General features: G+C 49.4%; 16 protein-coding genes. 8 read left to right on the plus strand and 8 right to left on the minus strand.

Going from position 1 to position 23,170, the window contains the following annotated elements; all coding sequences use genetic code 11:
- Positions 1-135 precede the first annotated feature (135 nt).
- Entirely contained in the window at positions 136-1,839 is a 1,704-nt protein-coding gene (locus GCE9029_RS10855; RefSeq protein ID WP_062663293.1) for a PAS domain S-box protein, read from the minus strand.
- Between the two features lie 250 nt (positions 1,840-2,089).
- Between GCE9029_RS10855 and GCE9029_RS10860 the strand changes: the two genes are divergently transcribed.
- Together GCE9029_RS10860 and GCE9029_RS10865 are read left to right on the plus strand one after the other, a co-directional pair.
- Positions 2,090-3,706 (plus strand): alpha-amylase family glycosyl hydrolase, encoded by a 1,617-nt coding sequence (locus tag GCE9029_RS10860; RefSeq protein WP_062663294.1) that lies wholly within the window; start codon positions 2,090-2,092, stop codon positions 3,704-3,706.
- Between the two features lie 152 nt (positions 3,707-3,858).
- Positions 3,859-5,400, plus strand: coding sequence for a glutamate synthase-related protein (locus GCE9029_RS10865; RefSeq protein WP_062663295.1), 1,542 nt, complete (start codon positions 3,859-3,861; stop codon positions 5,398-5,400).
- Between the two features lie 75 nt (positions 5,401-5,475).
- Here GCE9029_RS10865 and GCE9029_RS10870 read toward each other — a convergent pair whose 3' ends face one another.
- The 7 genes from GCE9029_RS10870 to GCE9029_RS10900 all read right to left on the minus strand — a co-directional run bounded on the left by GCE9029_RS10870 (position 5,476) and on the right by GCE9029_RS10900 (position 14,119).
- Complete coding sequence (locus GCE9029_RS10870; RefSeq protein WP_062663296.1) at positions 5,476-6,609, minus strand: ABC transporter ATP-binding protein; 1,134 nt, start codon at positions 6,607-6,609, stop codon at positions 5,476-5,478.
- A 17-nt stretch (positions 6,610-6,626) separates the two neighbouring features.
- A complete protein-coding gene (locus tag GCE9029_RS10875; protein ID WP_062663297.1) occupies positions 6,627-8,249 on the minus strand; it encodes an alpha-glucosidase in 1,623 nt (540 codons plus the stop codon).
- 8 nt (positions 8,250-8,257) lie between these two features.
- On the minus strand, positions 8,258-9,088 hold the full coding sequence (locus GCE9029_RS10880; RefSeq protein ID WP_002542581.1) for a carbohydrate ABC transporter permease: 831 nt from the start codon (positions 9,086-9,088) through the stop codon (positions 8,258-8,260).
- Between the two features lies 1 nt (position 9,089).
- A complete protein-coding gene (locus tag GCE9029_RS10885; RefSeq protein ID WP_062663298.1) occupies positions 9,090-10,010 on the minus strand; it encodes a carbohydrate ABC transporter permease in 921 nt (306 codons plus the stop codon).
- A 60-nt stretch (positions 10,011-10,070) separates the two neighbouring features.
- Positions 10,071-11,333 (minus strand): ABC transporter substrate-binding protein, encoded by a 1,263-nt coding sequence (locus tag GCE9029_RS10890; protein ID WP_062663299.1) that lies wholly within the window; start codon positions 11,331-11,333, stop codon positions 10,071-10,073.
- Between the two features lie 29 nt (positions 11,334-11,362).
- The gene (locus tag GCE9029_RS10895; RefSeq protein WP_231870154.1) at positions 11,363-11,722 is read right to left on the minus strand and encodes a P-loop NTPase family protein; all 360 of its coding nucleotides are present in this window, start codon (positions 11,720-11,722) and stop codon (positions 11,363-11,365) included.
- A gap of 414 nt (positions 11,723-12,136) precedes the next feature.
- The gene (locus GCE9029_RS10900; protein ID WP_062663301.1) at positions 12,137-14,119 is read right to left on the minus strand and encodes a replication initiator protein RctB domain-containing protein; all 1,983 of its coding nucleotides are present in this window, start codon (positions 14,117-14,119) and stop codon (positions 12,137-12,139) included.
- A 1,340-nt stretch (positions 14,120-15,459) separates the two neighbouring features.
- On the opposite strand from GCE9029_RS10900, the gene GCE9029_RS10910 reads away from it, so the two are divergent.
- The 6 genes from GCE9029_RS10910 (at position 15,460) to GCE9029_RS10935 (ending at position 23,106) form a co-directional block, all read left to right on the plus strand.
- Complete coding sequence (locus tag GCE9029_RS10910; protein ID WP_062663303.1) at positions 15,460-16,668, plus strand: AAA family ATPase; 1,209 nt, start codon at positions 15,460-15,462, stop codon at positions 16,666-16,668.
- 3 nt (positions 16,669-16,671) lie between these two features.
- A complete protein-coding gene (locus tag GCE9029_RS10915; RefSeq protein ID WP_062663304.1) occupies positions 16,672-17,640 on the plus strand; it encodes a ParB/RepB/Spo0J family partition protein in 969 nt (322 codons plus the stop codon).
- 133 nt (positions 17,641-17,773) lie between these two features.
- The gene (locus GCE9029_RS10920) at positions 17,774-19,831 is read left to right on the plus strand and encodes a tRNA(Met) cytidine acetyltransferase TmcA (protein WP_231870082.1); all 2,058 of its coding nucleotides are present in this window, start codon (positions 17,774-17,776) and stop codon (positions 19,829-19,831) included.
- Positions 19,828-20,580, plus strand: a complete 753-nt coding sequence (locus GCE9029_RS10925) for a phosphatase (RefSeq protein WP_062663306.1) — start codon at positions 19,828-19,830, stop codon at positions 20,578-20,580. Before GCE9029_RS10920 ends, GCE9029_RS10925 begins: the two co-directional genes overlap by 4 nt.
- 192 nt (positions 20,581-20,772) lie before the next feature.
- Positions 20,773-21,156: a PilZ domain-containing protein gene (locus tag GCE9029_RS10930; RefSeq protein ID WP_062663307.1), complete on the plus strand. Its 384-nt coding sequence runs from the start codon at positions 20,773-20,775 to the stop codon at positions 21,154-21,156.
- Between the two features lie 285 nt (positions 21,157-21,441).
- A complete protein-coding gene (locus GCE9029_RS10935) occupies positions 21,442-23,106 on the plus strand; it encodes a flagellar assembly protein A (RefSeq protein ID WP_062663308.1) in 1,665 nt (554 codons plus the stop codon).
- Positions 23,107-23,170: the final 64 nt, after the last annotated feature.

Genomic DNA, 23,170 nt, shown 5'->3' on the forward strand with positions numbered 1-23,170 from the left:
TGATTACAGTACGCTAGAGGGTATAGGAGTGATGGGAAGAAACTATTTCATTGTTAAGACTGGGAGCATCTTGTCTCCAAGTTGCACATTACGGTCTGAAGATGCCATAGGCGACACCCTCAGACCGCCATACAATTACTGTCCTGTCGCTGCTTTCAAGACTTCAGAGAGCTCCGTCAGCAGCTTCTGTGTATCGTCCGAAAGACGGTTAATTTCGCTGGTTGATTCAGAAGATCGCGTCGCCAGCTGACGAACTTCGTCCGCCACCACAGCAAACCCGCGGCCATGCTCACCGGCACGTGCTGCTTCAATGGCAGCGTTAAGTGCCAGCAGGTTCGTCTGCTCTGAAATACCATCGATGACCTTGGCGATATTTGAAATCTCTGAGCTGGATTTTGCCACCCCATCCATGATTTCACCCATGCCGTCACGTTGTTGAACCTGGGCGGTGACGTCTTTCACAAACGCGGTATATAGGGTTTTGCCATCGATCTTCACTTTCGAAAGTGACAGCAAGCCGTAGTAAACCTGACCATCTTTCCGATGAATCGGCACTTCGCGACTGGAGCCAACAATTTTGTCTTTCCCGGTCGTACGGTTTGAATTCACGAGCGCATCATGGTTTGACTGAATTTCTGGCGGTACCAGTAACTTCACATTCTGGCCAATCACTTCTTCTGCTGAATAACCCCAGAGCATTTCTGCTGCCGGATTAAAGAAGGTCACAATGTTGTTTTCATCGATGGTGACCACCGCATCAAGTGCCTGTGACAAGGTTTGATTGATTGATTCCTGTGCCGTGCGCTGCGCGGAAATATCACGCACAAATGCGGTGTAACCAATATTCCCGCCGATATCGACTTTGGAGAGTGAGAAGTTTACCCAGATACGGCTGCCATCCTTACGCTGCATTTCCAATTCGCGCGCATTGCCAACGATCTTATCTTTCCCAGTACGACGGTTATTGTTTACGTAGTTATCATGGTTTGCCTGGAATTCATCCGGCACCAACATACGCACATTGTTACCCAGTACTTCATCGGCCGAATATCCCCAAAGCTCTTCAGCTGCTGGGTTGAAGAAGGTCACGTTGTTGTCCGCATCGATACTGACCACTGCATCAATGGCCTGACGCAACACCTGCTCCGTTTCTTCACTGGCAAGTTTTTCTTTAGTGATGTCGCGGGCAAATGCGGTATATCCCACTTCGTCCCCGACTTCGACACGCGACAGCGATAGATTTGCCCAAATACGGCTACCGTCGCTGCGCTCCAGTTCGATATCCCTGCTGGTACCAACAATAATGTCAACGCGACTCTGGCGGTTGGTATTCACATAGGTGTCATGAAATTGCTGGATCTCTTTCGGTACCAGCATCTTCACGTTTTTCCCCAGAACGTCGCCAGCACTGTATCCCCACAGCGCTTCAGCCGCCGGGTTCATATAGGTAACATTGTTCTGACCATCAATCGACACGACCGCATTGACTGATTGCTCCAACATTTGCTCATTGCGCTGACGCTCACCGTATTCTTTAGAAATATCTTTCACAAAGACGGACAAGCCTTTCCCACCAGAAACCGTAATTTCGGAAACATTCACTTCCACCCAAGCTTGACCATTGAGCTGGGTTTGAAATGAACCTACATTCAGGCTTCCAAGATTGAATGAGGAGATATCTTTCCCCTTCGCATCTTTTGCAGACATATTGAAAAGCCGTTCTGCCGCTGCGTTAATGTAGCTCACACGGTTTTTACTGTCTGTGTAAAGCACTGCATCGTTGGCTTTGTCCAGTACTTGCTTGATGACGCTGTCGTTGCTGTTTCCAAAAAGTCCCATGTCTCTGTCCTACTTTGAGTATTGGAAGTCAAAGGCTCACTTTTGTGACTAATATTCAAATCTTAGACAGCGTTTGAGATAACCCCAAATGTCCTCGGTTTGTTTTTGCAACTTGGTGATAATTAAGCGCTAATAAAAATTCAGGGAACGGCACCCGTTATTTACAGTGTAAAGCGTGGCAACTCACCAGAAACACTGAGAATTGCACTACGCTGAAAGGGTTAACCTGTTAAGGAATAAAAGAAAACCGATGAAACCCAACACGTCACCTATCCTCTACCACGTTTATGTACGCAGCTTTTTCGACAGCAACGGTGATGGCATCGGCGATCTTCAGGGCGTCATCAATAAGCTCGACTATTTCGTTTGGCTGGGTGTCGATGGCATATTACTTTCCCCTGTTTTTGAGTCTCCCTTAAGTGACTTTGGTTATGACATCACCAACCTTCGAGGGCTCAACCCGGAATATGGCAGCATGGCAACCTTCACCACGCTGGTGGAGGAAGCCAAACAGCGCGGACTTTCAGTGATGCTGGATTTCGTTGCCAATCACACCTCGAGCAAACATCCTTGGTTTATTGAAAGCAGTGCTGGCGCAACCTCAGCGAAAGCGGATTGGTATGTCTGGTCACCCGCAAAAGCCGATGGCACGCCGCCAAACAACTGGCTAACCATATTCGGCGAATCCGCTTGGCGATGGCACCCTACGCGTGGGCAATACTATTTACACAACACGTTGAGCAACCAGCCCGACCTTAATTACCGAAATGCTGATGTCGTGCGGGAGTTGAATCAAAGTGTACGGTTTTGGCTGGATACCGGCGTGAGCGGGCTTCGTTTGGATTCCGTGAATCTGTTCCTCCATGACGACAAGCTACGCAACAACCCGCCACGCCATCTGGGCTGGCAGGATGATGCTCGTGCCGACCCCTATCGCTATCAAAGTCAGCGTTACAACATCAGCAGACCGGAAAACATCCACCTGCTCAAGCAGCTTCGGGTCATCGTTGATGGCTACGAGGAAAAGAAATGGCTCCTGGGTTCGCTAAGTGATCCTTCCCCATATGCTACGATTGACCGCTACACCAGTGAAGGAGATGCGTTGGACGCTGCCAATGTATTCGAATCGTTGAGTCTTTGTCACAGCGTTGGCCAGGTGGGTGAACAACTCGATGATTTCATGAAGGCCGTTCACCCCGGTATTGGTTGTTGGAGCACAGGAAACCACGACATTGCCAGAACAGTTAGCCGCTGGCAGGACGCCAACAATCAACCCGAGGCTGCAAAACTATTGCTGACCATGCTGATGTCGCTACAAGGGGTTATCAGCCTGTTTCAGGGGGAGGAGCTGGGTCTGCCTGAATCCGATGTCCCGCCTTCTCAGCGCAGGGACTTATTTGGTCAGCAAGTGATCGCCAACTATGTTGGCCGCGACGGATGCCGCACACCAATGCCTTGGCAAAGCAGCGAAGAGAACTTTGGCTTCAGCGCGTCATCTCCTTGGTTGCCCGCCGACCCTAAGCACTCAGAATATACCATCGATAAACAGCAGCAGGATGATACCTCTGTGTTGAACTTTACCCGCACCCTGCTTCAATGGCGCAAACAACATGTCGCGATGCAGGACGGCGCCTGCCGGGTTCTTGCCTATAACCAGACTCTGATGGTGTTAGAGCGTCACCATGCAGACCAAACCCTCATCATTGCACTCAATGCCTCAAACAATGAAGCAACAGTGAGGCTCAACCTGCCCTCTGAGGCAAAATCCCTTTCTCTTCCGCACATGGCCAATGCAGTGCCCGAAAACCATGGGGTGCTGAAGCTTCTCCCTTGGCAAGCATGGGTCGGCGAATTGGTTCGCGGCTAACTAATTTAGGTTTGCCTCATACTTGTTGCGCGTTAGGTATTGAAAAACAGGCCATACTTACGTCTGACGATCTTCGACACTATTCCTAAATAGGCGTGAAAAACGCCAATCACGTTGGTCGTCTGAAGCAATGTCGCTTAAAGGAGTAAGTCATGACAGACCCTGTTGTATCCAATAACAAACCGATCAAAGTCGAGCTCGAAAAAGGTAAAGAATATTACTATTGCCGCTGCGGACGCTCGAAGAAACAACCCTATTGTGACGGCTCTCATGCCGGGACGGAATTTACGCCTCTGGCCTACAAGGCCGACAAAGATGGCGAAGCTTGGTTCTGCGCCTGTAAACACACCGGAAATGAGCCTTTCTGCGATGGCACCCATACCCGCTATGCGGATACGGATGTCGGAAAAGAAATGCCGCCGGTTCAAAGAGAAAGCGCTTCCCCCGCGCCAAAAGCGACCAAGGAAGAGCCTTATGTTGAGCTGATCCATCAGCTTGCGAAGGAAGGGCTGGAGAAATTTGGTCACCACGGACCGATGACCTCCATGGGCGTGCCTCGCTACCAGCTACCTACTTGGGACGATATCCAGATTATGGTGGCGCAAATGGCCACGAAACCACTCTTGGATGACGCCTCCGTTGGCACTGAACTTATCGTTGGTCCACGTGCGAAGAAGCCACTGAAACTCGACACGCCGCTGTTTGTGTCCGACATGAGTTTTGGTGCGTTGTCAGAAGAAGCCAAAGTGGCACTGGCAACCGGTGCGGAAAAAGCGGGGACAGGCATCTGTTCGGGTGAAGGCGGCATGCTGCCTGAAGAACACGCTGCGAACAGCCACTATTTCTATGAACTGGCAAGTGCCAAGTTTGGCTTTGAACTTTCCAAAGTGCGCGATGTTCAAGCCTTCCATTTCAAAGGTGGTCAGGGTGCAAAAACCGGTACAGGTGGTCACCTGCCAGGCATCAAAAACCATGGAAAGATTTCACAGGTGCGCGGTATTCCAGAAGGGAAAGATGCCATTTCGCCATCCACCTTCCCTGATCTGAAAACACCCGCGGATTTTGCGCGTATCGCAGACGAAGTGCGCCGTGAAAGCGGCGGCATTCCAATTGGTTTTAAACTGAGTGCCAACCATATTGAAGCCGATATCGGCTTTGCGCTGGATGCAGGCGCTGATTACATCATCTTAGATGGGCGTGGCGGCGGCACAGGTGCTGCTCCGACGCTGTTCAGGGATCATATCAGTGTGCCAACCATTCCGGCACTGGCACGCGCAAGACGCTTCCTCGACGCACAGGGCGTGAATGATGTCACCTTGATCATTACTGGTGGTCTTCGTGTGCCGAGTGACTTTGTGAAAGCGTTGGCTCTGGGCGCGGACGGTATTGCCCTTTCCAACAGTGCGATGCAAGCGATTGGTTGTGTCGGTGCGCGCATGTGTAATTCCAACATGTGTCCGGCAGGTATTGCGACGCAAGATCCAGAACTTCGTAAGCGTCTGAATGTGGAGGCAGCTTCTGAGCGACTCTACAACTTCTTTACCGCATCAACCCACCTGATGCAGGTGATGGCACGCGCTTGTGGCCACGATCATCTGAGCAAATTCACTCACAGCGATCTGGCGACTTTCAATAAGGAAATGGCAGAGCTTTCCGGTATCCACTACTCCGGTACGGGCCCTTCAACGCTCTGATTCGCTCCCATTGAGCCAAAAAAGAGGCAGGATTTTAATCCTGCCTCTTTCGCGTTTTAAGCCGTTGTCCGACTATTACGGAGTCACGACCAGTGACGGTTTGGTTTCGCCCACCACAGAGCGTTTGAAGGCCTTTCCGTCGCGATCAAACAGATGGCAGTAATCCGCAAGAAACTCGATACAACGTTTATCACCTGCACGGATATTGGTTTGCCCTTCGGTGCGAATCACCACTGGCTCGGCACTTTGTGGCGTATTGAAGTACATCAGGCACTCGTTACCTAATTGCTCCACCACACTCAACGCCACACCACCCTCCTGGATCGCATCTTTCTCGCCGAAACGAATATGCTCAGGACGGATCCCAATCACGCAAGGATCGCCGACGCTGGCGCCGATCGTGTTGGCTGAGACTTCCACTTCCTGACCACGGTGGATCTGGACACGGGTCGTCATCTCACCGGTTTCCACGATATCCGCTGTCAGAAAGTTCATCTTCGGTGAGCCGATGAAGCCGGCCACAAACGTGTTCGCTGGGTGGTTGTATAGCTCAAGCGGAGAACCCACCTGTTCAACACGGCCAGCATCCAGCACCACGATCTTGGTTGCGAGTGTCATCGCTTCCACTTGATCGTGGGTCACGTAGATCATAGTCGCGCCAAGACGTTCGTGCAGACGGGCGATTTCCATGCGCATTTGCACGCGAAGCGACGCATCCAGATTCGACAATGGCTCATCGAACAGGAAGACTTTTGGTTCCCGCACAATCGCACGACCGATCGCCACACGCTGACGCTGACCACCGGAAAGCTCTTTCGGCTTGCGTTCCAACAAGGGTTCCAGTTGCAGTGCAGCCGCCACTTCACGTACTTTCTCGTCCACGGTTTTGGCTTCGGTTTTCGCCAGTTGCAAGCCAAACGCCATGTTCTCGTAAACTGTCATGTGCGGATACAGGGCGTAAGACTGGAACACCATGCCGATACCACGCTCCGGTGGCGGCAGATCGTTACAGACTTGGCCATCGATCTTCAGATCGCCCGAGGTGATATCTTCAAGACCCGCTATCAAGCGAAGCAGGGTCGATTTACCACAGCCTGACGGGCCAACGAACACCACAAAGTCGCCTTTGTCGATATGCAGATCCACATCCTTGGTGACATGTACCTTGCCAAACTTCTTGTTAACTTTATTTAAAATGACCTCAGCCATATTGCGTCCTTACCCTGTTATGTCGTTGCAAATGCCGCCTGATAAGGCGGGAGGGTGACCGATCCATTTTCCAGCCTGGATGCGAAACCATGACCTTCCAGTGCCTGCCAGTTTCCTTCCGGCAGGGAAATAGTCATGTCTGAATCGGACAGGTTAAAGGCCACCAGCAGACGTTGCTCGTCGTTGTAGCGCACGAATCTGAGCCCCTGCGCATTGGACTGCACATCACTCAACTCGCCATCAACCAGCGCGGCGAACTGCTTGCGCCAGCGAAGGTAAGTGCGGTAATGAGCCAGCATGCTGTCACTTTGCTGCTCTTGCTTATCCACCGCCAGCGCGCTGTGGCGCGGGTCAACAGGTAGCCAAGGTTCTGCAGAGCTGAAACCTGCGTTACCTTGATCACCGACCCAAGGCATTGGGGTACGGCATCCGTCCCGGCCTTTGTATTCTGGCCAGAAAGGAATGCCATACGGGTCCTGAATTTTCTCAAACGGTATATCCGCTTCTGGTAATCCAAGCTCTTCCCCCTGATACAGACAGACACTGCCGCGAAGCGAGGTGAGCAAAGCCAACAACACTTTGCCATAAGCCACTTGGTCTGCTTCTTCTGCCCCCCAACGGGTGATACAACGCACCACGTCGTGGTTTGACAGCGCCCAACACGCCCAACCATCGTTGATGGCCCCTTCAATTTTTTCAATCACGGACGCCAGGTAATCCGGCTTGCGGTGAACGTTGAGCAAATCAAAGGTGTAAGCCATGTGCAGCTTGTCGTTGTCTGCCGTGTACTCCGCCATCAACGCCAGAGGGTTGTCGTCACCGATCTCCCCGACGGTGGTGATATCGTCATACTGATCGAGCAATGCACGCAGCTTTTTCAGAAAACCGAGGTTCTCCGGCTGTGAAATGTCGTACTGGTGTTTTTGCATGGAATACGGATTGGTTCCAGGCACGCCAAGCGATTTGCTGTCTCCTGCCGACAACCCGGGGTTGTCGCGCAACTGACGGTCATGCATGTAGAAATTGACCGTGTCGAGACGGAAACCGTCGACGCCCAAATCGAGCCAGAATTTCACGGTATCCAACAGGTGTTCCACGACCTCTGGGTTGTGGAAGTTCAAGTCAGGCTGGCTGACGAGGAAGTTGTGCAGATAATACTGCTGACGTCGGCTTTCCCACTGCCAGGCACAGCCACCAAAAATGGAGAGCCAGTTGTTTGGTGGTGTACCGTCAGGCTTTGGATCAGCCCAGACATACCAGTCGGATTTCGGGTTGTCGCGACTCACGCGGCTTTCCTGAAACCAGGCATGTTCATCCGAGGTATGGCTGAGAACCTGATCGATCATCACTTTCAGACCCAGATCGTGCGCAACCTGCACCAGACGCTTAAAGTCATCCAGTGTGCCGAACAGCGGATCGACATCGCGATAATCGGATACGTCGTAGCCGAAGTCTTTCATGGGCGATTTAAAAAAAGGCGACAGCCAGATCGCATCAACGCCTAACGCTGCCACATAAGGTAACTGCTGGGTAATCCCCGGCAAGTCACCGATTCCGTCCTGATTGGCATCATAAAAACTGCGTGGGTAGATTTGGTAAATAACCGCGCCGCGCCACCAGGTTGATTCTTGTTGTTTCATGTTTCTGATTATCCCTTAACTGCACCGGCAGTGAGGCCGGAGACGATTCGACGTTGGAAGACCAGCACCATAACAATGAGCGGCACTGTCACAATGACGGAAGCCGCCATGATGGTGCCCCACGGCAGTTCGTATTGACCGGCACCGGAAATCAGTGCGATCGCCACAGGAACCGTACGTTGTTCATTGGTCAGGGTGAAAGTCAGGGCAAAAAGGAACTCGTTCCACGCGGCGATAAACGCCAGCAGGCCAGTGGTCACCAGCGCTGGCCACAGCAGTGGCATCAAGACTTTGGTAATGATCTGCCATGGGGTTGCACCATCCACAATCGCAGCTTCTTCCAATTCAAGAGGGAGTTGCTGCATGAAGGTGGTGAGTACCCAAACCGTAAACGGCAGCGTGAAAATCATGTAAGCGAGCGCCAGACCCGGCATGGAGTTATAAAGCCCAAACGCGCGAATGAGCTCAAACAGTCCGGAAAGTACCGCCACCTGTGGGAACATCGAGACCCCAAGAATCGTCAGCAGCACGATATTGCGACCGCGGAAACGGATCCGTCCCAGCGCGTAGGACGCCGTCACACCCAGCAGCAGCGAAATGGCCACCACCACGGTCGACACCAGCACGGAGTTCAAGAGGTTGCGTTCAAACACCCCACCGGAAAACACCGAAGCGTAATTGCTCCAGTCAAACGATGAAGGCAAATACTCGACCTGGAACAGTGCTGAACCAGACTTAAAGGAAGTCACGATGGCGTAGTAAAACGGGAACACCGAGAACACGACAATCACAGCAACCAAGAGGTAGAAGCCTACCTGCAAATACCATTTCTTCGACATATCAGTTGCCCTCGTTCATGCTTTTACGACCAACGTAGAGATAGGCAATGGTGCAGAGTGCCACGATCAGGAACAGCAGCGTGGAAGCGGCTGAGCCATAACCGACATCCTGGAAGTCCACGAGGTTCTGTCTTGCGTACACAGACATCGACATGGTGGCTTCGTTGGAAGGCGTGAGCACATAGATAAGATCGAATACCCTGAGTGCATCCAAAGCGCGGAATACTACGGCCACCATAACGGCAGGCATGATGAGTGGAAGGGTGACTTTGAAGAAGACTTTGACCGGATGGATACCGTCAATCTTGGCGGCTTCGTAGCAATCAGAAGGCAGCATCTGCAAAGCAGCCAGCACCAGCAGGGCCATAAACGGTGTGGTTTTCCACACGTCTACCGCGATCACCACATTGAGCGAGAGATCAGAATCCGCCGTCCAGGCAAGTGGCGCAGCAATCAACCCCAAGGTCATCAGAAAGTCATTGATGATCCCGAACTGATCGTGAAGCATCCAGCCCCACATTTTGGCAGAGACAATCGTTGGGATCGCCCACGGTACCAGTACCGCTGCACGAACCAATCCCTGCCCTTTGAACTTGGTATTAAGCACCAGAGCGACCACGATCCCGAACACTGTCTCAAGGCTTACAGACACGATGGCGAAATACAGGGTATTCCACACTGCCTGCCACCAAGTGGGATCAAACAAGATGCCGTAAAATTCGCCGTCTTCGTAAATAAAGTAGTTATCGAAGCCAATGAATTCCGCTACCCCACTGCCATCCAAAGTGGCATTGGTCATACTGAACCAGAAGGTTCTCAGGAGCGGCCACCCTGCCACCATAGCAAGGGTGATTATCATTGGCGTCAGAAACCACCAGGCGGCGCGTACGCGCTTACGCGTGAGTGCGCTGGTCTGTTCCATACAATTTTCCTCTGAAAGCGACTGTCAGGCGATGAGAGGGCCTGACAGCCAGATCAACACTTACCAACGACCATTGCGACTGATGCGCTTGAGATCTTTGTTGAGTTTGGTCAGTGCAGCATCGGCATCTTTATTGCCGGAGAGCACGCTGTGTGTTGCATTCCAGAAGGCGTTAGACACCTGATTGTATTTGGAACCCGTTGCGGTAGAAGGGCGAGGTGTACCGTTCGCAAAGGTGTTGTAAAGGCTACCGAAGAAAGGAACGGCCGTGAGTACTTCTTCGTCTTGGTAAAGCGCTTCTATGGTTGGGTTATAAGAGCCCTTAATAGCACGTCGTTTCTGCTCTTCAAACGAAGTCAGGTGCATCACGAGGTCTGCGGCAAGCTCTGGGTTTGCAGAGTATTTAGAAACAGCAAGCTGCCATCCACCCAAAGTACCGGCATGGCTGCCATCTTCACCACCCTTGGGCAGAGCCACAACGCCGATTTTACCTTTCACTGGTGAATCTTCGCTGTTACCAAGCGACCAGGCATACGGCCAGTTACGCATGAAGACCGCATTTCCGGTTTGGAACACACCACGTGCTTCTTCTTCACCGTAGTTCAGTACACCCGGGGGAGAGATGGTATCGACCCAGCCAGCCGCTGTTGTCAGTGCTTTCTTGGCGTTGTCATTGTTGATGGTGATCTTACCGTTTTCATCAACAATGGTGCCGCCGTTGTAGGAAGCCACCCACTCCAGTGCATCGCAGGTCAGGCCTTCATAGGCGCGGCCTTGCCATACGAAGCCCCACATTTTGTCGTTACCGGCTTCACGTTCGCCCTTCTGGATTTTTTCAGCAGTCGCGGTGAGCTGCTCCCAGGTTGTCGGCGGCTGCTCACCATATTTTTCGAGAAGATCAGAACGGTAGTAAAGCACGCCTGCATCGGTGAACCATGGCATAGCCACCAGACGATCTTTTACTGTGTTGTTGGAAATGATCGCTGGGAAGTGACCTTCCTCTGCGCCGTTAGAATATTCCTTCAGATCGATAAAGTGATTGCCGAGGATACCCGGCCAGATAACGTCAATCTGAAAGACATCGATGTCCTTTGCGCCGGCTGCCAGCAGTTGCTGGTAAAGCGCCAAACGCTCAGTGGTAGAGTTAGGGGTGGTAACAATTTTTACCGTGTGGCCAGTTTCCTTCTCCCACGCGGAAACGCCTTCCTGACAAAGCTCCAGTTCCTGTCCGACAGCGCCGCAGGAAATGGAAATGGTTTCAGCGTAAGCACTAACACTTAGCAAGCTTGAAGCAACAACGGCTCCGAAGATAGCACGTTTCATGGATAACTCCCTGTCGCGTCACCCCGGTATTACCCGTGTTTTTCTCCTCGCCAGCGAGAGGTCGGCACTTCCAATTCATTTGGGTTAGCAGAAGGCGCGGCGTCATTGGTCGAAGAGAAATCCGGGTAGGATTTTCGGCCAATCAACCATCCAACAGGAACAGAGGTGTACAGTGAGTTATCAAGCAATACGCGCTGTGTCGTCGAAATATCACCCTGTAAATGGGCTTGCGCAGACCGCTCGGCAATTTTCAGTACCTGATGCCAGCTATCAAAACCATGCTGACGCGCAACCACATCCAACGCCTGCATATGAGAACAATGCAGCTGACGCTTTTGTGATTTCGCCTGTCGCTTGAAGGCTTTGATGTCTGAGTCAGTCAGGATCATGGATGTCACTGTGTTCCCTTAGGATCATTGACCGGTGAAAATACGCACGCAACGGCCCACTCGTAGCCCGCATCCCTTCCGGGTGACAACCAATTTCTTAGAAGTATGTTAGGAAGTAGATATTGCGTTAGCTTTGCCATCGTGGGCGGCCAGCCGATATCTGCGGCTGATGTGTAAACGCTAGCACCGTGATTACATATTTGCAACATGTGGAAATGTGACTGTGCAGGCATTCCTGAACACTGCCGAAATGCTGGACAAAAAAAACGAGCCGGGAGGCTCGTCAAAGGGTTAGCAAATCAATGCATCGGGCGAACCCAGATGCCAATAGGACAAAGGTATCTATTCGTTAATAATCCTAGTCGGTATCTGGGCTTGGCATGTCAGAATTTTGTCAATATAGGGTGAGTTTTTCTATACACCGGAAGCAACTTCGTCCAAAACCGCAAGCACAGTGCTGTCTAAATGACCGTCATAAACTTGACGGCAAACCTTGCGGCGCACAGCCAGACCGGAGATCAGGCGCTCGATCGATAGGTGCTTATCGTCTTGTTGGCTGTTGTAAAACTCGATCGTTTTACTGAGAGTCTCATACGAGAGGATTTCGCCATCTACGCGTAAATAATCCAGCTTATCCATGTAAGACTGGCATTCTTCCGCGATCGTTGCTGCCGGATGACCTGTCATGGCAGACAACGCGGTGATCCCGCGCTGCATTGCTTCCTGTGACGTGTACTTGGATAAAGTGATCGTCAGCTCGTCGGCATTGATTTCTACCAAATGCTTACGCAGCTTCACACGACGTCCTAAACGACCGCCACGCTTTTCCTTACGCTGGATCGGCTCGAACTCACCATCAATAATCTCTGAAAGCTGATCAAGGTCCTGCTTAGGCAAGATCTCATTGCGCAGCGGGTTAGGCATAGTTGGAGCCAGGGATCGTTTACCTTCATTGTAAGTTTTGGCACGCGAGAAGCGGATCACTTCATCGACGTTACACTTGATATCAATGCGATAGTCCGGGTGCTTCTTGTCGTCATCAAGGCGATAAAGTGTGAGGTGATAACCGTAGAGATTAACGGCAAACACGCCATCTGCCACGGTTTCCTTCTTCGCCATCTTGCGAAGCTCACGGATCAGATCACTCGAAAAACGACGCCATTCGATGTTTCTCGCCATTTTCTGGTTCAGATCGCTCAATGTCATCGAATCTTCCAATCGACGCGACATACGGCTTCTGAAGAGGCTGTAAAGCTGGAAAACCAGGGTATGCTGACGCAAGATCTCCGGTGGGAACAAGAAGAAGTAGTCGCGGGTCATCAGCTCTTCAAAGAAAGATGGCTCCCAAACCATGATGTAGAGGTTGGGTTTGATGCGGATCTCACCATCCTCCCCTTCCCTTGGCGCTTCTTCCGATGCTGTGATCGTTCGAGCGATAAAACGGAAGCGGTCACTCTTGAAGCCTTCTGGCATGTTCTCACTCAACCAACGGCCAGTCAGTTCATGAAGTTGGAAATCGGTAAATTCGATACGATCGATACTTTCACGAATGGAATCACGTGCTGGCCCGCTGTCTTTCTTACCACGTAAAGATAGGATATCCGTGATGTAAACTGGCGTTTTGTTGCCTACTTTCTGTGTCTGCAGTTCATAGTTTGGCAGATGATGATCATGGTACTGCACTGTAAGCGTGAACAATGCAAACAGCGTCATCAGATCATCTACCGTCATGATCGACTTCGATGATCGCGTTTCGATGATCGCCTTAGTGCCACTTATCGCCACCATCGACTTCTGATAGCTTTTCTTGGTGCGTGGTGGTGCCAAAGCCTGGTCAATGATGCCTGCCCAGCTGGTGGGAGAAATCAGGATCTGATCCTTTTCATCTGGCATCATTGGAGGCGTTCCCAAACCATGTTCATGCAGCAATTGCTTGTTAACATGGTTTTGCGCTAATGCCTTAGAACGTTTTTGCTTGGCAATGACTTTGGTTTTCTCGGATTGAAGGCCTGCAGAGCCCAAAACGGAAATCAGCTGACTCGGGTTCACAAATCGGTGGAGCATTGTTTTACCCGCCAAACCTTCTTCAAACCGAACACCTTGTTGGGTGAAAAGGCCAATCTGCACAGCGGCACGCAAACGCTGCTGGATAGCAGCCCGTGTCAGTTGTCCGTCAGTTGCTTCAACCAGTTCGGTTGTGGAAACCAAACCGTCTTTTGAAGAAAAGCCTCGAAGAGAGATCAGGTTTAGCAGCTCAAGGATACTTTTAGTGACGCCTCTGAAATGTTCATACTGAGGAAGCCAGTCAACCAATTGGGAATGTACTTCAAACAAATGCCCGTCTTTGTGAGATCGAGGGGCTGTGATCAGGATTTTTTCAGAGGGACTTGAGGCCATTCGCCACAGCTCCTTGTTAAGCCAAAGTGTTATAAGAATACAGATGTCCGTAATTACGCCATCTTTCCGAAAAGATTAAAAGAAAAAATCAAAGAAAGAAAGATCTTTTTGTTGAGGCTTTTAAACTGATCTTTTTGATTTAAATAGATCTTATTGATTACTTGATCTTATGATCCGAGCAAAAGGAATGATGTAACCTTCTGTTATATAAAGCATTAAATTTTACCCGATCCGAAACGATGATCAGGGGGAGCTTGGAAAGATGATCAATAAAGTATTGAAAGCATGATCATTATAAGTCCGAAACGATGATCATCAGAACACTGAAAACGTGATCATCGAACCCTCAAAAGCATGATCATGGTACTTTCACAACTTATCCACAGAAGTTTTGTTGTGTCCTTGGATAATGCGACGTTTTAATCTTCTCTAGGCTGTGTTTCTTCTTGGAAAGATGATCAGGGAAGTGCCTTTTCAACATTTTTCCCGGCTGGTTTCGGCCTTTGGTACATATGTTGGCCACCAAACATACTGGGTATCTGTTCAGTTGAATTGACGACAGGCGTATTTTAGCCGGGTCGATATATGTGTCCGGTTACCGAAACAATGATCAAGAATGTGTCTGTGTATTTGGAACTGTTCACTGAATCCGTTTGATGACGGCACTTATGTGGCTGAACCAAGGTGATTTTCAGTATAAAGCCAGTATTGAAAAGGCATCAGCCGTAATTTGGCGAAGGATTATCATCGTTCCGAGAGGAAAGACAGACGATCAAAGCTGGCTATTCCTCTTGATCATTTTTTCGGTAAATCTTGATCCGAAAGCCCTACCCTTTGACCAAATATTCCTCAAATTTGCACCTTGATCATTCTTCCTCTGGCAGTGAATTTCTGTGAAAGAATGATCAAGGTCGACTTCATTATTTACACCGACATTTACCCGTTTCAGCTTTTTGCTTGATCATTCTTCCGGAAAGATGATCAAGATGCTCTGTTATTTGGTGACTTCGCTTTTAGATAGCAGGTATTCAGTCTGAAATAGTATAGAGATGAAATCAGATGAACATCATCCGTAATTTAGCCAACCCTTTTCAGTGTTCCGGTACTTTTGACAACTTTCAGACTATTTTGAGTTTACATTGTAAAGAAGTGACGCCGTAACACTTTAAATCTGAGAGATTTAGCTTGTCATAAGTCACATATATTTTGGCCGATTTTTCATCGCTTTGACATAAAGTGAGCAAGATCTTAATTATATTGCAGTATGTTCAGCATTTTATTGTGCGCGATGTAATTTGCTGTACAATTTGTTTTAATTCTCTTCTATGGCGAAAAGAAAAATGAATAGGGAAAAGACAATAGAAAACCTGCAAACTATTGCAGAGCAAACGAAGCAGGTTCAAGCAGACCGCATTGAAATCGTAATGGAAGAGCGTCATGACCAACTGTTCCCACCGATGTCAAAAGCATTGATGGAAACGCGCTCTGGTCTGACGCGTCGTAAGTTGGATGAAGCGATTAGCCGGATGGAAGAGGCTGGCCATCAGTTCACCAAAAACAATGCTAATCACTACTCCATTACTCTGGATGAAGCCCACCAAATTATGGAAGCTGCAAAAATTCCTGCTTTCCATGAAGGTAAAGGAGCGGGTTACAAGCCTTGGGTTATCAATATCCAGAACCAAAAAGGCGGCACAGGTAAATCAATGAGTGCCGTTCATATGGCAGCTTGCATGGCGCTGAACCTAGAAAAGCGTTACCGCATCTGTCTTATCGACTTGGACCCACAAGGTTCGCTTCGTCTTTTCCTGAACCCTCAAATCAGTATTACCGAGCAGGAAGGCATCTATTCTGCGGTTGATGTGATGTTAGACAACACGCCACAGACACCAGATAAAGAATTCATGATGAAGAACGTGCTGCTTCCAACGCAGTACCCTAACCTGAAAACCATCGCGGCTTTCCCTGAAGATGCCATGTTTAACGCCGAAGCTTGGCAGAGCCTTGCTACCAACGGCTCTCTGGACATTGTTCAATTGCTGAAAGAGAAAGTGATTGATGTGATTGCCGACGAGTTCGACGTCATCATGATTGATACTGGTCCGCACATCGATCCACTGGTTTGGAACGCGATGTATGCTTCTAATGCACTGCTGATCCCTTGTGCTGCGAAGCGTCTGGACTGGGCGTCTACGGTGAACTTTTTCCAACATCTCCCAACCGTGTACGAAATGTTTCCTGAAGATTGGCCTGGCTTGGAGTTTGTTCGCCTGGTACCGACTATGTTTGAAGATGACAACAAGAAGCAGGTGTCAGTGCTGACCGAGATGAACTATCTCCTTGGTGACCAGGTGATGATGGCGACGATTCCACGTAGCCGTGCCTTTGAAACCTGTGCAGACACCTACAGTACGGTATTTGACCTTACTGCCCAGGATTTTGAAGGCGGTAAGAAGACCCTATCTACGGCGCAGGAAGCGGTACACCGCGCCGGGCTGGAGCTGGAGCGAGTGCTTCACAGCCATTGGTCGCAGCGAAATCAGGAGTGATAAATGGCTATTAAAACGTCAGAACTGAATGCGCGTCTGTTTGGTAAAGCGGATAAACGCCGCGCTTCCACCGCACAGGAAGCGCAAAAAGCGGCTTCGGAGAAGGCAGCTGTCATTGAGCTTTCCGTCGCAGGAGAAGCTACGGTTGAATTCGAACTGGTACGCGTGCCGGCTGCAGATGTTGCTAACCGCACATCGGTATTTTCCGAAAACGCCCGTGAGCAGTCATTCCTCAATGAGCTTGCACTGCAGGACATACTGACCACCCTGAAGGACCGTGGCCAGCAATATCCGGCTGTCGGTCGTTGGCTGGAAGGCGATAAGATTGAAGTACTGGACGGTAGCCGCCGTCGTATGTCTTGTATTCTGGCTAAACAAGATTTCCTGATTTATGTCGCTAAGGGGATCAACAGTAAGCACGCAAAATTCCTATCAGATGTAGCCAATGCACACAAACCGCTGTCGCTATATGAGCGCGGTAAAGAGATGCAGGCCATGCTGGATCGCGGGGATGTGCTTGATCAAAAAGAATTGGCGAAGGTCTGTCAGTGCAGTGAAGCTTTGGTGAGCGGTGCGTTGAAAGCCGCAGCACTACCGTTGTCGCTGCTTCAAGCTTACCCAAGTGTTGCTGAACTGGGGCGCCCAACCATCGTTAAGCTGCACAAGCTTTACTTCTCTTTGACGGATGACGAGAAGGCGGCGCTGGATGCGAAGTTCGAAGGGACGCCAATTTGGCAAACCGTTGAAGCAACTGGTGTTAGCCGTATTACCCGTGAAGTGACACTGGTTCTTGAGCAATGGTGTGATTCACTCAAACCTAAAACGACAAAACCTGAAGCACCCTCTATCGATTTGATTAAAGGTCGTGCGAGCTACCGCCGCAAAGGCGATGCTATTTCGATTAATCTTAAGAAACTCAACGATGAAGATGCGGATGCCATTCTGGCATTTATAAAATCCCGCCTAGCTTAAGCTGAACGACTTAAAACGCGCCATCAGGCGCGTTTTTTTATACCTACCGTTTAAAGCGCTGATGTTTTAAGTCTCTCTCCACGATCGTATTTCCGTTATCATTGTTAGGTGCTCATTGATAAACGAAAAGACTGTGAATACATACCCTCTTGAACTACTACAGACACTGAAACACAAGGCTAGATCAGGCTTTGTTAGATATCCCGTTTTTGTTTCCGGTGATGATGCATTTTTAAAAAGCATGATATCTGCCTGCGATGTTGATTCAGTCATCAGTGATGTACTGGAGGGTGATAATGTCCTCCCATGGAACACAGCCCGTCAATTGCTTGGGCAGGAGACTGGGGCACTGGCGCTCGATCTTCGAAACGGCTTAGATGTCGATAAGCTTTGCGCTGCGGCCGGTTGTGTTAAAGGTGGTGCCTTACTTGCTCTGATTGTCGACGAAAATGTACTTCAGGAAAGCCGTTTTTATCATCGCTTCCTTCGCTTTGGGCAGCATCCGGCAGCGGCCTTTATACGTCAGCGCGGTGAGTCGTCTTTGCCAACGATGGAAGTAACTGAAGCAAAAGGCGAATGGATGGATAAGGAGACTGGGACAACCCTATCCCAACAATCTGCCATCGCAGCGATTGAGAAAGTGTTGAGAGGTCACCGCCGTCGCCCTGCTCTACTTGTCGCAGACCGGGGTCGCGGGAAGTCGTCCGCTATGGGCATCGCTGCTGCTGAAGTGATGAGCCAATCCAACAAAAAGATAGCTGTGACTTCTCCACGCTTTTCGAATGTAGAAACCTTATTTTCCCATGCTGCAGCAAGGGGACTTTTATCAAAGAATGGGCGTCTTTCGCGAATAGCAGATAATGGTAGCGAACTCTTCTTTGTAGCGCCTGATGCTTTGTTAAGGGATGAACCGTCTTGCGACCTTCTCCTTGTAGATGAAGCAGCAGCGATTCCTCTTCCAATGTTGTCAAAAATGCTTAAGGTCTACAGCAGGATTGTATTTTCGTCTACCGAGCATGGCTATGAAGGAACAGGGCGCGCTTTCAGCACCCGATTCAGAGCCATGCTGAACGAAGAGGCTAAAGGCTGGCGAGAAGTCAGTTTGACTGAGCCTGTACGATGGGCCGATAGCGACCCTTTGGAAGCATGGCTATTTAGCGCCTTTTTGTTCGATGCTGAGCCTTTAACACCTAAAGGTTCTGAAGCTGCTATCACCATAAAGGCTATTGATCCTAAAGAGCTCGCCAATGACGAAGACACATTGAAGCAGCTATTTTCTCTTTTGGTCACCGCCCATTATCAAACGTCTCCCAATGATCTCGTTCAGTTGTTGGATGGGCAAGGTCTTCGTTTACTCGGCGCTTATTGCGGCCAAGTTTTGGTTGGCGCGCTGTTCGCATCGAAAGAAGGTGGCTTTGAGCGGGAACTGGCCCAAGCAGTCGTTGAAGGGCGGCGCCGTATTAAAGGTCATCTTCTTGCTCAGAGTCTTGCCACCCATACGGGGAACGACGCGGTGTTGGCTGACCCTCTAATTCGGATCGTCCGCATCGCAGTGTTGCCAGCTTTCCGGAACAAAGGTATTGGCAAGCAATTAGTCAGAGCATTGGAAACAAGTGCCGACTTGGAAAACATTAATGTAGTGGGAACCAGCTTCGGAGCGAATAGTGAACTTTGGCGATTCTGGTCTTCGTTGGGGTACCAGCCTTTGCGCTTAGGCGTTCAACGGGATGCTGCTAGTGGTACTTACTCACTTCAGTTGGGTAAAACAATTCAGCGAAAACCTGAGTGGTTTGATGCTCTACAAGCCCTGTTCTATCTCAACTTGAACTACCAGGTAGCAGAGCAATTTTCTGATATGGAGACGGAATTAGTCGCCGCGCTGTTGACTGACTCTAATGCGGCTAGCTCTCCTTCTTCTGTTGCACTTCATCAGGTTAGCCTTTTTGCTCAAGGCAATCTGGGATACGATTTGGTCACTGGAAGCTTATGGCAGTGGTTTATTCATTGGCTTGCCGCAAACAGCACACAAAATGCAGCAGATGAAATGTGTTCGTTAATGATCGCTCGACTTCTTCAACGCCAGTCATGGGCGAATGTCGCGGAGAAGTTCGGCTTTCGTGGACGCAAAGACACTGAAGCCGCAATGCGTGATTGGACTCGTCAGCAGTTGCCAAATAAGGATATGCAATGAAACTTGTCGCCGATACACACACCCACACTGTTGCCAGTGGTCATGCTTACAGCACAATTATGGAGAATGCAGCGCAGGCAAAATCTGCTGGTCTAAGCTATCTCTGTGTGACTGACCACGCCAGCACCATGCCAGGGGCACCTCATCATTGGCACTTCGTTAACCAACGTGTGATCCCCGATTTTCTCAGCGGTGTTCGTATTGTTCGCGGTGTTGAGGCAAACATCATGAATTCTAATGGCGATCTAGATATGCCGGCCTACGTGTACGCCAGTATGGAGTGGGTTAATGCCAGCTTACATGAAGCGGTTTTTCGTGCCCAAACTGATGCTGCACATACGCAAGCAATGATTGGTGCAATGGAAACGCAGTTGATTGATGCCATTGCTCACCCGGGAAACCCCAACTATCCAATAGATGCAGAAGCTGTCGTCACTGCAGCCGCGAAACACGGTGTAGCTATTGAACTCAACAATTCTTCATTGAATGGCTCACGCAAAGGTAGTGAGCCATACTGTTTGGCTATTGCAGCATTGGCGAAAGAAAAGGGGGCATTTGTTACAACAGGCTCTGATGCGCATTTCGCCGCGGACATTGGCAACCTATCTAGCGTACTGACCATGATAAAAAAGGTTGGTCTTTCTGAAGACCAGGTCATCACCTCAAGTTCCAAGCGCTTTGAATCGTTCCAAGGTTATCGATTTGCAGTCAGACAAAAACGCGTCGAAGAACTTTCTCTAAAAACGTAAATTTACACTGTAAATGAACATGGAAATTTGCAGTGAATTGGATAAGAATTATCTAACATTCAATACATCCAATTTGTTGAATCATAAATATACTTTTAACTCTGCTGCGGAGAGTAACAAGGTGCTGTTACGGCTGTGTATAGTTAGCTATCGCAGGTAAAGGGAAGAAGCAGTTGTCGGGGAGGCAGTACAATGAATGATTACGAAAAGCTCTGCGATACCCTGATTGAAAAGTCGGGGGGAGAAAGTGAGTGCAAACGCTTTCAAGAGAGAATAGAACTTGGTGGCGGGGGGATCCTCGCGCGTTTGTATGCCACTTCGTCCCCGATGCTTGAGAACGAAGAGGAAGGCTTCGGACACCCTGTTGTCATTCGTGATATCAGTCGTAGTGGCATGGGATTACTAACGACAGAAATTATTGATTTAGAAACAAATTACTTCCTTAAAGTCGTTGATATTCCTTCATTGAAAGGCTCATTGATCTACTGTAATGATCAGCCTGATGGTAAGTTTCGTTATGGATTCAGTTTGGATGAATGGCTCTCTGATGAAGAACACCAAAAGTTATCGCCATAGAGGCGGAGTACGTTAACTTCCTGATTTAAAAGCACACTAAATAGGTGTGCTTTTTTTGTATTTCACAACCTTGGACTAAACTTTGTTGTGAGGAGGGCATAATAGCCAAAACTCTCTATAATTCATTTATATGACACACGTATCTTAAATGAGTCAGTGGTCAATAATTAAATGAGATCTGATTCTAACTTGAGTGTTGTGGTGTTTCTTTCGAAGTGTTTCATCTAGGTAGAATGCGAATGTGACATTCGTTCGTAGTTTTAGTGTATTTATTTAGGGGATTACATGCTGCAACAGCTTTTGCGGCTATCTAACGATGGTCGCAGGGTCTACATGACTGTGGTACCTAAGGCAGACCAAGACGCGCCCCATATCGAAAAAAAGCACATTGTTGATTGGCTGGTACAAAATAAAGTAGCCAGCTTTTTCCGCTTTGAAAAAACCATTGAAGCGGTGCTTGTGAAAATCAACGCTTCCAATGATGAGTGGAAGGGGGAGCCAGACGATGTTGTTGTCGCTGAACGCCGAGATGCTTCGGTCAGCGCGCGTTTTGACGACGAAAAAATGACAGCCTTCCTCCGAGTCAATGGCGCCTGTGGCGGTAATCCCATAAAAGGCAACGATCTCCTTGCTGCGCTCAAAGCATCTCAAATCGTGCGTGGTGTAAAGAAACAAACCTTACAAAAACTTCTTACCGCTTCAGCGCGGTTGAAGCCTGGTGAATACCTCGAAGTGCCCATCGCCAATGGCAAATGGCCTATCCCTGGTGATGACTCCAAGCTTGCTTATCTGGTTCAAGACAGTAAATCCCGTGTACTCCGGCCGCAAGAGCGAGATGACGGTACCGTCGACATGCGTGATTTGGGCAAGATGATCACGGTTCAGGAAGGTCAGCCGCTTGCGAAACGAATCCCACCAACAAAAGGGATCGAAGGATTCCGTGTGACGGGTGAAATCCTCCCAACCACTCCTGGTAATGATGTTCCTTTAAAACTCTATCCTGGCAGTAAATTCAGCAGCAACGATGAGAATGTGATTGTCGCTGAAGTAGCTGGATTGCCACTCCTACAACCTGATGGTGTCGAAGTTGATAATGCCTTGTGCATGAAGGCGGTAACTGTGGCTACTGGCCACGTTGATTTCGAAGGCAGCGTGGTTATCAACGGTGACGTAAACGCCGGGATGAAAGTAAACGCTACTGGCTCAATTACTGTAGGTGGTGTTGTGGAGTCTGCGACATTAACCGCGGGCGGTGACATCATTATCCATAATGGCATTTTAGGTAGACAGGTTCAGTCTGAACAAGAAATTACCACCAGCCTAAATGCCAAAGGCTCCGTGGTTGCCAAATTCGCACAGTATGCGCGGATCGAAGCCAAAGGTGACATCAACATTAGTCAGCATGCGATGCATTGCCGTACCTACACTGAAAATCACTTGGTAGTCTGTGATGATAACAAACGCACGGGTACATTGACTGGCGGCACACATGTTGCGCAGTGTGGCGTAAGGGCATTGACCTTAGGGGCGGCGTCTGGTGTTCATACCAATGTTCATGCATTTACCGGTCTCAGTGAGTTAATGGAAGACACGATAAACCTGTCGAAAGAGTTGGATCATGAACATGAACAGCTCATGAAGGTGAAAGACGCAGAAATGAAGTTGCTGCAACAGCCTGCGAATAAGCGCCCTGAAGAGCTCATAGAGCGCTTGGCATGGACTAAAACGCACCACTTTGAACGTATAGCTGAAATCAAGGCTAAGATGGAGAGTAGCTCCACTCAGCTCAGCTCGCTATATCGACGTTACGTGATAGAAGTCTATAAAAACTGCTTCCCCGGTGTTTACTGCCAGATAGGGGACACATCAATTAATCTCGTGAATGAATACGGGGCATGTAAATTTGTCACTAACGGAAAAGAAGTCACCATCGAAAAATCTTCCTCCTGACATTTAGCTCTAATACAGGTTACCGTCATTTACACTGTAAAATGACAGGTACAAAAAAAGCACC

Origin of the sequence: Grimontia celer (assembly GCF_900055185.1) — a bacterium.
Classification (GTDB): Bacteria; Pseudomonadota; Gammaproteobacteria; order Enterobacterales; family Vibrionaceae; genus Enterovibrio; species Enterovibrio celer.

Excerpts from the sequence above, each read along its gene's own strand:
- GCE9029_RS10885 (WP_062663298.1), bottom strand. The coding sequence starts at position 10,010 with ATGGAACAGACCAGCGCACTCACGCGTAAGCGCGTACGCGCCGCCTGG.
- GCE9029_RS10935 (WP_062663308.1), top strand. The coding sequence starts at position 21,442 with ATGCTGCAACAGCTTTTGCGGCTATCTAACGATGGTCGCAGGGTCTAC.
- GCE9029_RS10880 (WP_002542581.1), bottom strand. The coding sequence starts at position 9,088 with ATGTCGAAGAAATGGTATTTGCAGGTAGGCTTCTACCTCTTGGTTGCT.
- GCE9029_RS10895 (WP_231870154.1), bottom strand. The coding sequence starts at position 11,722 with ATGATCCTGACTGACTCAGACATCAAAGCCTTCAAGCGACAGGCGAAA.
- GCE9029_RS10930 (WP_062663307.1), top strand. The coding sequence starts at position 20,773 with ATGAATGATTACGAAAAGCTCTGCGATACCCTGATTGAAAAGTCGGGG.
- GCE9029_RS10910 (WP_062663303.1), top strand. The coding sequence starts at position 15,460 with ATGAATAGGGAAAAGACAATAGAAAACCTGCAAACTATTGCAGAGCAA.
- GCE9029_RS10870 (WP_062663296.1), bottom strand. The coding sequence starts at position 6,609 with ATGGCTGAGGTCATTTTAAATAAAGTTAACAAGAAGTTTGGCAAGGTA.
- GCE9029_RS10875 (WP_062663297.1), bottom strand. The coding sequence starts at position 8,249 with ATGAAACAACAAGAATCAACCTGGTGGCGCGGCGCGGTTATTTACCAA.
- GCE9029_RS10890 (WP_062663299.1), bottom strand. The coding sequence starts at position 11,333 with ATGAAACGTGCTATCTTCGGAGCCGTTGTTGCTTCAAGCTTGCTAAGT.
- GCE9029_RS10855 (WP_062663293.1), bottom strand. The coding sequence starts at position 1,839 with ATGGGACTTTTTGGAAACAGCAACGACAGCGTCATCAAGCAAGTACTG.
- GCE9029_RS10860 (WP_062663294.1), top strand. The coding sequence starts at position 2,090 with ATGAAACCCAACACGTCACCTATCCTCTACCACGTTTATGTACGCAGC.
- GCE9029_RS10915 (WP_062663304.1), top strand. The coding sequence starts at position 16,672 with ATGGCTATTAAAACGTCAGAACTGAATGCGCGTCTGTTTGGTAAAGCG.
- GCE9029_RS10865 (WP_062663295.1), top strand. The coding sequence starts at position 3,859 with ATGACAGACCCTGTTGTATCCAATAACAAACCGATCAAAGTCGAGCTC.
- GCE9029_RS10925 (WP_062663306.1), top strand. The coding sequence starts at position 19,828 with ATGAAACTTGTCGCCGATACACACACCCACACTGTTGCCAGTGGTCAT.
- GCE9029_RS10900 (WP_062663301.1), bottom strand. The coding sequence starts at position 14,119 with ATGGCCTCAAGTCCCTCTGAAAAAATCCTGATCACAGCCCCTCGATCT.